Below are 12,804 nucleotides of genomic sequence, written 5' to 3' on the forward strand. Positions count from 1 at the left end.
CGAATTAGTGCTCTTTTTTCACAAAAGTTGACGAATGTTCCTGCAGATATTTCTGCACTAGTGCTTGGGTGTCTTGGTCCATATTCACGAAGGCCAACATGCCTTGGAACATTCCCGGCCAAGTATTGGCGTCAAAGTGCGCCTCATCGGGTTGGGTATGGCAAACACTGCAGCTGGAGCGGAAGGTATCGCGGGCATAACCCCAAAGTGGTTGCAGCTCGGTCAGCAGATAATCCTTATCGGTCCAGATTTGCGCTTCGATACGCTGCCATTTAAGGCCTGTCATAGGATCTTCTTTTTCTTCAAAGGTTTGGATAACACCTTCGGTTTCGGCTGCGTCTTTGGTTAACTGTGCCGACAGAATGTTCACACCAAAGTCCATGTAGATCACGCGGCCAGCACCAATCTTTTTACGCCAGCCATCGATGCCGATCTTGATGCGTTTGCCTTGGGTTTCGAGCACTTTGACTTTCGTTGCTACGTTGAGTGTGCCTGCTTCCACATCGCCTTTATCAGTGAAGAATAAGGGTTTAGTCAGGGCGCTATAGTAAGTTTGATTTGTTTCAACTGAGCTAACACCCGATCCGACTTCTGCAATCAGTTCTGGTGCGCGGGCAGTGCCCATTTCTGGTAAGTGGTGGGCAATACCTTTATGGCAATCGATACAGCTTTGGTCGATTTCTGCAGCGCGTTTCATCTGTTTTTGTGCCAGCGGTGACATGGCTTCCCATTTCATCGAGTTGTAGTTGTGGCAGTTTTTGCAGGCTAAGGAGTTGTCGCGGTCGAAACGTTTCCATTCACGGCTCGCCATTTCTAAGCGTTTGGCTTCGAATTTTTCAGGGGTGTTGACTGTGTTAAATAACCAGCCCCAGACGTCGTGCGAGGCTTCCATCTTACGGGCGATTTTACGGCTCCAGTTATGGGGCACGTGGCAATCGGGGCAGGTGGCGCGAACGCCAGAGTGATTCGACCAATGCACAGTTTCCTGCAGCTCTTGGTAGGGTTTGCTTTCCATACTGTGGCAACTAATACAAAAAGCTTCGGTATTGGTGGCTTCGAGTGCAGTATTAAATCCGCCCCAGAAGATGATACCCATGATAAAAGCGCTGATGCTGACGGCGCCTAAGGTCAGCGCTTTGGTGGGTTTGTTCAGTGTGCGCCAGAGGTTGGTTAACCACTTCATAATCGCGTCCTCAAAAAGTAACTATATGGTAAATAGATATAAGTTAGTGGCCGACAACGCCGCCGAAGGCTTGGATCATCCAAATGATGAAGCCGTAAATACTGATCCCTGCGATAGTGAGCGCGGGGAAGAGTAAAAAGATGATGAACCCGAGCGCTTTTAATTCACTTTTGCGCGTGGATTTCTCTGATGTAGGTGTTTGTATGTTTGGCTTTGTCATTGGGCTCGACTCCGATCGAAAGCGATTTTTGATAGGAGCACTATAGAGGGGAGATATGAATGGACTTGCTTGCTGTGATGAATGGGGTTTGACAATATATGAAAGATTATGAAAACTTTTTAAGGGCGTAAGCTTAGCGCTGCTCTGGCAGACTTTGGTGGTGATTAATGTGAGTTCAATGGGCAGTTATTGCCTAGGGTTGGGCGGTTTTTGAACAACTGATTTCGGCTTTTGCCGCTAATTTTTTATCGAAGTGCAGGTGATGTCTTAGCTATCTTTGGGAGATTCCAGTATCATCCGCGGCCAACAACGGCTGCGTCTACATGATTAATGGCTTGTTAATCATCGCGAAGCATCACTGCTTGCAGATCATGGATTTTTCCCACAGTAGGAAAATGATGTGGATCTCTCACCCAAGTCTGATGGATTTGGGGCTCTAATCTGCCGCAGCCAGCGTCGCCAATTGCGTTTTAGGGTAATTGGTACCGACCCCATTTTAAGAGATCACAAGGTATAACAACATTATGTCTGAGCAATTGAGTTCAACAGCCGTACCCTCTGGTTCGTTTCTGGACCGTTATTTTTCTATTCAACAACGTGGCAGCACAGTTCGCCAAGAAGTGATTGCGGGATTGACGACTTTCCTCGCTATGGTCTACTCAGTGATTGTGGTGCCAAACATGTTAGGCCAAGCGGGATTTGATCCTGGTGCCGTGTTTATCGCCACCTGTTTAATTGCTTCATTTGGTTCTTTGCTCATGGGTTTATGGGCAAATTTACCTATGGCGATTGGCTGCGCGATTTCGCTCACCGCCTTTACTGCCTTTAGCTTAGTGCTCGGTCAGGGCATGTCGATTCCGGTTACCTTAGGTGCGATTTTCCTAATGGGCGTGACTTTCACGCTTGTGAGCGTGACGGGTATTCGTCAGTGGGTGCTGGCTAATTTACCTAAGGGCATTGCCCACGGTACTGGCATAGGTATCGGCTTGTTTTTACTCTTGATTGCGACTAACAGCGTGCAATTGATTGTGGCTAATAGCGCAGGCTTACCGGTGAAGTTGGGCGACATTAATAGCCTACCTGTTATTGCTACTATTCTAGGTTTAGCGGCAACTATTGGTTTAGAGCGCCGTGGTGTACCTGGCGGTATTCTGTTGGTGATTATCGCGTTATCGGTATTTGGTTTAGTGTTCGATCCGAGCGTGAAATACCAAGGTTTGTTTGCCTTGCCTGATTTAACCTCAGAGCATTCACTGATTGGTCAGCTCGATATCATGGGCGCCTTTAATCCTGTGGTATTGCCTATCGTATTAGCGTTAGTGATGACGGCGATTTTCGATGCGACCGGCACCATCCGTGCTGTGGCTGGCCAAGCGAATTTGCTCGATAAAGACGACAATATTGTCGGCGGCGGCAAAGCCTTAACCTCAGACTCGGTCAGCAGCATGGTGGCGGGTTTAGTGGGCGGCGCACCAGCGGCTGTGTATATCGAGTCGGCGGCGGGTACTGCGGCGGGCGGTAAGACAGGTTTAACTGCGACGATCGTGGGCGTACTGTTTCTATTGATGATGTTTTTAGCGCCATTAAGCTATTTAGTGCCAGCCTATGCGACAGCACCTGCTTTGATGTACGTGGGTTTGTTGATGCTGAGTAACGTAGCAAAACTTGATTTTGACGATAAAGTCGATGCCATGGCAGGCTTAACCTGCGCTGTGTTTATCATCTTAAGTTGTAATATCGTCACAGGTATTATGCTGGGCTTTGTGACCCTAGTTGTCGGCCGTATCTGTAGTGGTGAATGGCGCAAACTGAAAGTAGGCGTGCTCGCCATTACCTTAGGTTTAGTGGTGTTCTATATGGGTGGTTGGGCGATTTAAGCTAGGCAAGCTGAGTGATTTGAACTGAGTTATTGTAAACAAAAGCGAGTGCAGTCTTAGGATTAGCACTCGCTTTGATTTTGTGCCCGGTATTCACAATAGGCCCGCAGTAAGTCTTTCCAAGTGACAATCCCAACCAATTTACCGTCTTCTAACACCGGCAAACAGCCTATATCATTGTCTAACAAGATGCGGGTTGCTGTATCTAAATTGATGTGAGGCGCAACGGTAACCGGATTACGGGTCATCACTTGATGCACACGTTTTTGCAGGGTTTCTAAGTCTCTTGCTGTTTCGGCGCTACTGCCCAAGTTCGGGCTAATCGCGCGCAATAGATCCCGCTCCGATAACACGCCTTCAAGTTGATACTCATCGACGACCAACAAGTGATGAAAGTTCGCTTGGTCGAAGATTTCCTTCGCCACAGTCAATCGGTCGTCCATTTCAACCGTGACGACTCGGGTACTCATAATATCGGCGATAATGATCGGCATGATGATCCCCTGTTAAGCTTGTGCATCCTAGGATGCACTCTGTTAATGCGCTGCATTACAGTTACTTATAACAGAGTGGTGCATGTTTAGCCAACACCCATTACAAAGTTTTAACGCAAAGATCTTAGGCCTCTGGCTCATCATCCGCTGTGATTGGCATCCGCTCCGATTCGGGCAAGTGCGCGCCTATGTAGCGTTGATACTTTTTGCTTTTCAGTTTGTGGGTGTCCACCAGCACTAAGCCATCGATACAATCGCCAAAGTCGGCATCGATACCAAAGGCGAGAAACTTAACCCCATCAGCCTTACACAGCTCACCATATTGCTTGTAGAGCGTCGGCACGGCGGCGCCCATACTCGCGAGCACTTGTTTGAGTTGCTTGAAGTTGCTCTGATAATCCTCGGAGAAATACAAATCATCTAACTTGGCTTTTTGGGATTTGGATAAACCAAAGGGCGACATGGAAACCGCCATCTGCTGCGCAGGCGCAAATTCCCGCGAGTAAAAGTGCACGAGCATTTCTCTGGCGCTGCCGGGCAGTTGATTGCTGATAGACACTGGGCCAAATAGGTAACGGTATTCAGGGTGTTTGGCGAGATAAGCGCCTATGCCAAACCACAGATAATCTAAGCTGCGTTTGCCCCAATATTTAGGCTGCACAAAACTACGGCCAAGTTCTAAGCCTTGCTTCACGAAGGGCATAAAGCTGTCGGCGTATTGAAACAGCGATTGGCTGTAGAGGGCGTTTTCGCCGTATTTTTCTAAGACTTTGTCGCCACTGGCAAAACGGTAGGCACCGACAATTTCAAATTGCTCTTTATCCCACAGCACTAAGTGCTGGTAGTAGGAATCGTATTTGTCGATATCGCGGCGTTTGCCCGACCCCTCACCCACGGCGCGAAAGGCGATTTCCCTCAGGCGACCAATTTCCCGCATGATAGGATTGCTGTCGTGGTGCTGGTATAGATAAATCAACTTGTTATCTTGCGTTTCCCCTAGCAGTTCGCATTGCTGCAGCGCCGCTTGCAGTTCGCGGCGCGATTCAGGGTGGGCGATAGCACTTTGGGTGATAAACAGCGGATCTTTATCTTTGCCGATACGATACAAGTGATTTTTAAGTAGTTTTATCTTGGTCTTGAGTGGAAAGTCCATCGAGCGCACGGCTTCATTGGGAATAAGCTCGCCAATGCGGATCGGCATATTGCGTTTGGTCTGCTTGAACATTTCCTTCACCAACAGCAGTGTGGCGAGTGGCTTGTAAATCATAGATGCGCCGTAGAAGGTCGCAGAGTTTTTGGCATCTAGAAATATCGGCAGTAAGGGCGCATTACAGGAAATCGCCATCTTTAAAAAGCCAGAGTGCCACTGGGTATCACGCACGCCGTTAGGGCGAAGGCGCGAAACTTCGCCCGACGGGAAAATCAGCACAGCGCCTTCGTTACGCAGGTGCTGGTGGATTTTTTCTAAATGCTGTTTCGGTGTGCCGCCCGTCATATTGCGCACTGGCAGTAAGATTGAGTGCAACGGTTCCAGTGCCATCAAGAGTTCGTTGGCGACCACTTTGATATCAGGGCGAATTTCACTGATCAGTTTGATCAACGCTAAGCCATCGAGCGAACCTATGGGATGGTTGGCGAAGATCACCACTCGGCCTTCACAGGGAATGTTTGCTATCTCGTTGGCGGGCACAGTAAAGCTAAAGTCGAAACTCGCCAGCACTTGCTCGACAAAGTCCACGCCCTGTAAATAGGCATATTGATTGGCGATATCGTTGCATTGTTTTTCATTGAGCAGGTAACGCAGCATGGCCTTGGCGGGTTTAGCGAGCCAAGGTTTGTCGTTGATAGAAGGCAGATTTTGTTCAACCATATTATCAACGGTAAAAATCATGCTCTTCGCCTTAAGCGCTGGTGGCTGCACAGCATGGTTATTATGGTTAAGGTTGCTGTTTAGCGTCTGGTCATTGTGTTCCATAGCGTTATCTGATTGATGATTCATGTTATTTATTTGATTCATAGTGTTAGGCAACATCCCTTGGGCGAGTTTCGCCGGTATTTGTGTTTGGCATTTGCTGCGCTGCCGTTTTTTGTTGTTTGTTTTTGTGCGCCTCAGGCGGCTGTTGCACTAACGCTATGCTGCTGAGAATATCGAGATTGAGCGTTTGTTCATTCCAGCGACACAGCTGTAATTCACCGTTAAGGGTTTCTGTGATTAAGCTACAGTTTTCGACCCAGTCACCGTCGTTGGCGTAGATGATCTGCCGCTGCTCAGGCGTACTTTGGGGCGTGCAGTATTGTGCTGCTCTGGGGTGAGTCGAGAGTTCTGGCTGATGGATATGGCCGCAGATCACGCCGTCAACATCGAAATGCTGGGCATAGTTGAGCACCGCTTGGCGATAATGTCCGATAGCGGCTTGAGCCTTACCCACTTTGGATTTGATGTAACTTGCCAGTGACCAATAGGGATAACCTAAGCGTTCCCGAAGGCTGTGGAGATTGCGATTAAGGAACAGCAATAAGTCATATAAATGGTCGCCCAATATGGCGTAGAAGCGACCGACACACACATCGGCATCAAACTGATCCCCGTGGAGCATCAACAATTTATGGCCGCCAATCCCGTGGTGAATATGTTGGCGGGCAATTTTGATATTCCACAGGCTTAGTTCGGCATAGGGTTTGATCAGTTCGTCGTGGTTGCCCGGCAGATAAATCACTTGGGTGCCGTTTTGTGCCAGTTCAATGAATTTTTGTAGCACCTTATTGTGGCTATCGGGCCAATGCAGCTTACGTTTCAGCGCCCATAAATCGACTATGTCACCGACCAGATACAAGTGCTGACAACGCACGGTTTCAAGCAAACTTAGCAGGTAGTCGGCCTTGCAATCCTTACAGCCTAAATGGATATCCGATAGCCAGAGGGCGTTAACTGTGATGCTTGGGGTAAGGGGTGAAGCCGTCTGATCTGAAGTTAATGCGGATGGGGTAAAAGAAGCTGAATTGAAACGATTTGAGGATGTTGGTGAAGCTGTCGGAACTGATGTAGGTGTTTGCGTCGAGCGGTTAAAGATAGGAGGTGAAAGGCTGGGGTCATTTATCTGTCCCTGCGCTGTTGTTTCAAATTCCTTGAAATTAAATCCTGTCATCTCGTATTCACCCCATTAGGCTGTTAACGAATATGAGCTTAGTGAGGGGCTTTGACTGAATGATGAAGTTTAGATGACATGCAGATGACAAAAGGTGGATTAGCCTAGACTGAACCTGTCAAGATTCACATCAGGAAGCAATTAGAACCGACAGGTTGATTTAACTCACTTCTGCCTTAAAGCAAGATAACTTTGTTGTCAGTTTGCAGCATGAATTGTCATTGTTTCCCATGTGACTCGCCGCCCTTGCATTTAACAAGAAGCGTCCCTGAGGGCTCTACTAAAACATCCTGTTTTAGAAGGTCACAGGTGCAACAATGCCAATCCTCACTAACCCTATCGCTGCTCGTTCAGCTAAAAAGCTATTGCCCCGCACTTGTTTAGTGAATCGAAAAAGGACTAACGAGTTGCCCTACAAAATCTCATCTATTGGCCTAATGTTTGGCTCTACCGTAAAGTGACTAACAATGCATAGGTATACAGTCGTATTTAAATTTAGATGCTTTTGAGTGTTTTTAAACTCATGAGTTTGCGCGTTTATCCAGTCAAAACTTAACAAAACCCTTTAAAATCATTTGCATATACTTTTCCAAAATTAGTTAATAGGTTTGGAAAACGCGCATGCGCATTTTTCCAGATGGTGTATTTGATAAATAACTGATAAGTTCTTTTTAATACATATAGTTAACTGTGCGCGTTTTTACTGGTCTAATGAGGTAAACGCGCATGCGCACTAATAAAATGTTATAAGGCACTGTAATGTTCAGCAAAATAGTCAGTATCTTCAAAAATAAGCCGATTGAGTGGTATGAACCTGAAGATCCTACTCCGCGTGAGCAATGTCCTTGTTGTGATTACATCTCTTTGGCAGAACGTGGAAACTATTTAATATGTCCAATTTGCTTTTGGGAAGATGATGGGCAGGATATAGATGATGTGGATGAACCGTCCGGCCCTAATCACTCAATTACTTTAAGGCAGGGTCGTGATAATTTTCACTCTTTCGGCGCATGTGAAGAAGAAATGGTTAAACATGTCATCCCTGAGCAAGAACGGTCTAAATATGTACATCAACCAAGAAGCTTATAACAAGGCAAAGCACGGCGATCCAATACTCTCCGCTTCGTTTTGTGCGAGAAGATATTCGCACAAAATGAGAATTCCGGTATTGGTCGCGTGTTTGCGGAGTTAAGGCCATAATGAGAAATTTCCGTAATCTGTCTAAAAATGAAAATGAAGAACTTTCTAGAAAGTTCTCATTTCTGTTGAAGTACAACGAAGATTGTACCGCAGAGGATTTTAGCTGTGCTTCGGTGACAGTATTTGATCATTGGCTATATGAATCTGACTCTTTAAGTATTATTGCTGATGCAACAGATGATCAGATAAGAGCTTGGAACGGAATCATCAAAAGGTTTTTGACACAGCTTGTTGAGTTGGAAAAACCGATTAAATATAAGTACATTGGCCGCAATACTAAGCAAAAGTTGCAGTTTTCGCGTTTTATTGGCAGTGATGACTTAGGCTTATATGTTGCAAACCTGTTTGATGTTGTTTATGCAACCAATTTAGTATTTGTGCGTTTAGGTGTTGAACTTTGGTTCGAGGACAACTGGACAATTCACTTTAAATATAAAAATCAGAAGGATTGTTTGGAAATGTTCGAATTGATCGCTAGTCTAGGGCTGTATATTTTGCCTGCCTATTCAGAAGATCATCTAAATAATTACGAGACTCTGTCAGCATATTTGCGTAGCCAGGGCCTTAATCGGGTAGCCGGAGGTATCTAGCCTCCAGCCCCCACACCACCCTGCATGCGGCTCCGCACAGGGCGGTTCATTTAGAACGCCTAACCTGTTTTCTGGTTCGGATAGTGAACCGCGATCCATCCATCTCTCAGTGAATACAATCCTGCTTTCTTAAGATACTCATTACTCAGCGCTTGCTGTATTCCTGGTGTTTTCGAGCTCCGCCATGGGCCTTTACTTGTGATCCCACAAGCAACGGCAGCTTGGATCCTGACGCCACGTTTAAGTAAGTTTTGTACCTTAGTCCGTGGCTTTCGCCATTGACGCCAGTAGCACATACGTACTCGACGACGGATCCAATGGTCTAAATCGACACACCCTTGATAAGCGTTGGCTATGCCAAAGTAGTTGATCCAGCCTTGCATGTATTGCCGTACTTTAAACAATTGATATCCCATGCTAACGCCCCAATTGCGGTTTGTCAGTCGTCTTATCTTTTGTTTGAAGATGTGCAGTGTTTTGACATGCCACTGGATCTTTCCGCGGTTAAAGGTAAACCCTAGGAACTTGCTTTGGCCTACCTTAACCACTTGGCTTTTCTGTTCGTTAACAACCAGTTTTAGCTTAGTGGCAAGATAGCGAGTAATACTCTTGAGGACACGTTCGCCCGCTCGTTGAGACTTGACCAAGATGATAAAGTCATCCGCGTAGCGGGCGAAGTGATGCCCTCTGCTTTCCAGCTCTTTATCCAGACTATCCAACATGATGTTTGATAGTAATGGTGAGAGTGGGCCGCCCTGAGGTACACCTTCGAAGCTTGCTTCAAATTGGTCGTTGATCATCACGCCAGCACGCAGGTATTTACCAATAAGCGCCAGCAGACGCTTATCCTGTACCTTGCTCCTTAACTGAGTCATTAAGAGATCATGATTTACTCGATCAAAGAACTTGGACAGATCAACATCGACGGCAAATTTGCGTTTATGTTTGATGATATCCCTGACTTGCAAGACTGCTTGTTTGGCATTCCTATTCGGTCTAAAGCCGAAGCTATTGGCCGAGAAGGAAGGGTCAAACAACGGCGTGAGAATTTGAGCAATTGATTGCTGTATCACACGATCAATGACGTTAGGGATACCCAGTTTGCGTTTACCGCCATCGGGTTTGTCGATCTCTACGCGTCTGACTGCTGAGGGTTGATATTCACCTAACTCAAGTTGAGATTTACACTGTTGCCAACCGCCTTGCTGCACCCAAAGCGGGAAGGCTTCGATGGTCATGCCATCGATACCAGCCGCCCCATTATTGGCTTTAATCTGTCGCCAAGCTCGGTGTAGATTCTCAGGCTGAAGCAGTTGTTGGAATAAATCGCTGTTGAAGGCCGGTTGCATATCAATACGCTGCTGATAGTAATCGTCTGGCGACGTAGTGGGTATCAACAAGTTTGACAAGACTCCTCCTTCTTCTAAATGTTCAGGCCTTCACCATGTCCCATCCATTACGATGGGCGTTGGGCTACTATGCCGTCTGCTGACTTCTGCTTAATCACATGCCGAGTTGCCCCGTCATGCGCTATCGGTTTTCATCTGGTTCGCTCTTTTCTGTCGATGACACTGAAAAGCCAAGGCACTTATAAACCAGAGCCTGACTGGTTAATGACCGATCGCGTGTTAAACAGATCTCCCCAGATAAGAGCATGAACTTTCTTTGCACTGCTGCATCATTTACGGTGGCCATTAGATCACGTGGTTTCGTCGTCTTGTGCCAACTCACCTCTAGCCTACGCCTCATATGATGTTCTTGTTCATCAGCTCGCAAATTTGCTAGCGGCTTCCTTCAAACCAATCCTCGCGGATAAGCCCTTGCCATTCGCTAGTAGTTAACGTTTAATAACAGCATGTTATTGAACGGTGATCTTCCTACAGAGGACTTTCACCTCATTAGTTCATGCCCATGCTGGGCGTACACAAGTTACTTCATCGGACTGCTAACGCAGCCGCTGAGTAAAGCGTTATGAGCAACTGGAAGTGATGTGAAATTTCAAATTAATAGCCCACTTATTAAGCAGTTCATCTATACACTTGGGGTTGGTATTGCGAGTTTCTCATTTGTTTTATTGCTCAACATCGTTGGTTTGTGGTTTGGTTTTGAGCATGATCAAAATGTACCTATTGAGCAAATAGGTTATTTGAATGTAATTTCATTTTTGGCTAGCATCGGAGTTTTGGCTTTTCTAAGCTACGGCTTGATTTTTTACCTCATTAATAAAATTTTTAATTTTAATGCAAGTTAATCATTAGGTTGCTTATAACAATCGCCAGCACAACGCGCCTTCGGCGCTCGACTCGCAACAAGTTGCTCGCGTGTGTGGCGGGCGTTATGAGCCATATGAATAACTTACTAATTTGTAGCCTGATAATTCTCTTGGTTGGTTGCACAACCATAAAAAATGTTTCAGATAGTTCTCAATTTGAAGGTGACATAGGCATAAAGCATTTAGAAAAGAACGCTTTCATTTGCACTGTTGATAATAATGCAATGTTTACGAAAGGCTTACCCGTAAACGAGCTATATGAAAACCATGGCTTCAAATCCTGTCCTCGCGGAACGGATGTTGCGTCTCTTCTTAAGGGGGCTGAAATTAAAGTTTCAGAGGCTTCTCATAGCTCACACTTCGGTTTAGTGTCTTATACAGATCATTGGTATTTTGTTGGTTCCGCCGACATTGGCGGTAAAATGGTGAGTTTTTATTACTACTTAGGGTTAACTACTGATGGAAAACCTCCTGCGAACTATAAGAATAATTTGTTGTGGCACTAGCAAAAGCTCATAACAAGGCCAGCCAGCATCGCTCCCTACGGTCGCTGGACCTCGTTTCACTCGGCCGCTGCTGGCGGCGTTAAATCTCTTTAGGTAGTACGATATGGATTTCGAGATCGAATTAAACAAAGTAAAGTTTGATGAATGTCATGAAGCAGATCTTGGAATGCTTTATGACTTTATCGAACGTATTGAAAAGCTTCCAAATAAGAGGGATGCTATTCCAGCGATATTTAGATTCATGGAAGAATCTCATGACAAAGAGTTAGGATCGCCTGGGCCATTGGTTCACTTCTTAGAAGAAAAAAATGATTATCACAAAGCTTTGAAAGAATCATTGAAGCGTAAGCCTACAGTTCTTACTTTGTGGATGGTAAACAGAATAATTAACGGTGTTCCTGAAGCTGAAAAATCAGAATGGTTATCGATTTTAGAGACAGTTTCTAGTAATGAATCAACTGATGACATAACTAAAGATGAAGCTAAAAAGTATTTGGAGTATCAGCGTGGCGAGATTTAACAAGCGGCTGTTGTTGCCGCTGGAAAGCGCGGCGGGACGCGTAAAAAGCACTCGCCCCAAAGCCGAGCGTTATATTTCATCGGTCAGCATGACGATCTTTTTCTATACAAAGACAGATGAGTTTGGAGAGTTTAGTAACTTCTCAAAGTTCGGTGTTGAGATGGACGGGGTTTGGTGGCCCACAGTGGAACACTACTTTCAGGCTCAAAAATTTGAGAGTAAAGAGTATCAAGAAAGAATCAGAACAGCCCATACCCCCAAAATTGCTGCTGAACTTGGCAGGAGCCGGAAAGTAGCCATAAGAACTGATTGGGAAAAAGTTAAGGACAACATTATGTATGAAGCAGTCCTGAAAAAGTTCAAAACCCATCCTGAGTTAGCAGCATTACTTAAGTTCACAGGAACCCAAGACATAGTTGAGAATGCTCCAGGTGACTATTATTGGGGTTGTGGTCAAGATGGGACTGGCCAAAATAAACTAGGAAAAATTTTGGTTAAGGTTCGCGATGAAATATAACAAGTGGCTGTTATTTGTTACGGCCACAAAAAGCGTGGCCTCCACCGGACGCGCTAACGCGCGCCGCAAAGCAAAGCGTTAAACACATAGAAATGTTAATCCGAAATTCACTAATTCGAGCTAAAAATCTAACACGATTTTGTCCCAAAGCTTGCTGGGTATCTCCTTCATACAGACTGGTTACACTATTGCCCAAAAGGTGAGCCATGGTGATTGGCGAGACGACCGTCCGCCCTATGGACGGGGCGGTCGAGCATCCAAGGACGGACTGGCTGCGAG

At 45.9% G+C, this 12,804-nt stretch carries 13 protein-coding genes; 7 read left to right on the plus strand and 6 right to left on the minus strand.

The genetic code is table 11. The features are described from left to right. Positions 1-4: 4 nt before the first annotated feature. Both torC and torE read right to left on the minus strand, forming a co-directional pair. Positions 5-1,183: a pentaheme c-type cytochrome TorC gene (gene torC / locus DYH48_RS03810; RefSeq protein WP_006086919.1), complete on the minus strand. Its 1,179-nt coding sequence runs from the start codon at positions 1,181-1,183 to the stop codon at positions 5-7. 43 nt (positions 1,184-1,226) lie between these two features. After that, positions 1,227-1,403, minus strand: coding sequence for a trimethylamine N-oxide reductase system protein TorE (gene torE, locus DYH48_RS03815; RefSeq protein WP_115334088.1), 177 nt, complete (start codon positions 1,401-1,403; stop codon positions 1,227-1,229). Positions 1,404-1,927: 524 nt separating this feature from the next. Here torE and DYH48_RS03820 point away from each other — a divergent pair. After that, positions 1,928-3,280, plus strand: a complete 1,353-nt coding sequence (locus tag DYH48_RS03820; RefSeq protein ID WP_006082687.1) for an NCS2 family permease — start codon at positions 1,928-1,930, stop codon at positions 3,278-3,280. A gap of 62 nt (positions 3,281-3,342) precedes the next feature. On the opposite strand, the gene DYH48_RS03825 is transcribed toward DYH48_RS03820, so the two are convergent. The 3 genes from DYH48_RS03825 to DYH48_RS03835 all read right to left on the minus strand — a co-directional run bounded on the left by DYH48_RS03825 (position 3,343) and on the right by DYH48_RS03835 (position 6,920). After that, a complete protein-coding gene (locus DYH48_RS03825; protein ID WP_071938385.1) occupies positions 3,343-3,774 on the minus strand; it encodes a CBS domain-containing protein in 432 nt (143 codons plus the stop codon). A 124-nt stretch (positions 3,775-3,898) separates the two neighbouring features. Further along, positions 3,899-5,665 carry a bifunctional ornithine lipid synthase OlsF gene (olsF, locus tag DYH48_RS03830; RefSeq protein WP_502263900.1) on the minus strand — a complete coding sequence of 589 codons (1,767 nt, stop codon included), beginning with the start codon at positions 5,663-5,665 and terminating at the stop codon, positions 3,899-3,901. Between the two features lie 130 nt (positions 5,666-5,795). Next, on the minus strand, positions 5,796-6,920 hold the full coding sequence (locus DYH48_RS03835) for a UDP-2,3-diacylglucosamine diphosphatase (protein WP_115334090.1): 1,125 nt from the start codon (positions 6,918-6,920) through the stop codon (positions 5,796-5,798). Between the two features lie 759 nt (positions 6,921-7,679). Here DYH48_RS03835 and DYH48_RS03840 point away from each other — a divergent pair. Then, positions 7,680-8,009: a CPCC family cysteine-rich protein gene (locus tag DYH48_RS03840; protein WP_115334091.1), complete on the plus strand. Its 330-nt coding sequence runs from the start codon at positions 7,680-7,682 to the stop codon at positions 8,007-8,009. 110 nt (positions 8,010-8,119) lie between these two features. Beyond that, positions 8,120-8,710 (plus strand): hypothetical protein, encoded by a 591-nt coding sequence (locus DYH48_RS03845; protein ID WP_115334092.1) that lies wholly within the window; start codon positions 8,120-8,122, stop codon positions 8,708-8,710. Between the two features lie 59 nt (positions 8,711-8,769). Here the strand turns inward: DYH48_RS03845 and ltrA are convergent, their stop codons facing one another. Then, positions 8,770-10,119 (minus strand): group II intron reverse transcriptase/maturase, encoded by a 1,350-nt coding sequence (gene ltrA / locus DYH48_RS03850; RefSeq protein ID WP_115334093.1) that lies wholly within the window; start codon positions 10,117-10,119, stop codon positions 8,770-8,772. A 581-nt stretch (positions 10,120-10,700) separates the two neighbouring features. Between ltrA and DYH48_RS03855 the strand changes: the two genes are divergently transcribed. From DYH48_RS03855 to ybiA, 4 genes are all read left to right on the plus strand, one after another. Further along, positions 10,701-10,961: a hypothetical protein gene (locus DYH48_RS03855; RefSeq protein WP_115334094.1), complete on the plus strand. Its 261-nt coding sequence runs from the start codon at positions 10,701-10,703 to the stop codon at positions 10,959-10,961. 86 nt (positions 10,962-11,047) lie between these two features. Continuing rightward, positions 11,048-11,488 (plus strand): hypothetical protein, encoded by a 441-nt coding sequence (locus tag DYH48_RS03860; RefSeq protein ID WP_172481149.1) that lies wholly within the window; start codon positions 11,048-11,050, stop codon positions 11,486-11,488. Between the two features lie 103 nt (positions 11,489-11,591). Continuing rightward, positions 11,592-12,008: a hypothetical protein gene (locus tag DYH48_RS03865; RefSeq protein ID WP_115334096.1), complete on the plus strand. Its 417-nt coding sequence runs from the start codon at positions 11,592-11,594 to the stop codon at positions 12,006-12,008. Beyond that, entirely contained in the window at positions 11,995-12,525 is a 531-nt protein-coding gene (gene ybiA, locus DYH48_RS03870) for a riboflavin biosynthesis intermediates N-glycosidase (protein WP_256613023.1), read from the plus strand. Before DYH48_RS03865 ends, ybiA begins: the two co-directional genes overlap by 14 nt. Positions 12,526-12,804: the final 279 nt, after the last annotated feature.

This window comes from Shewanella baltica (assembly GCF_900456975.1).
Lineage (GTDB): Bacteria > Pseudomonadota > Gammaproteobacteria > Enterobacterales > Shewanellaceae > Shewanella > Shewanella baltica.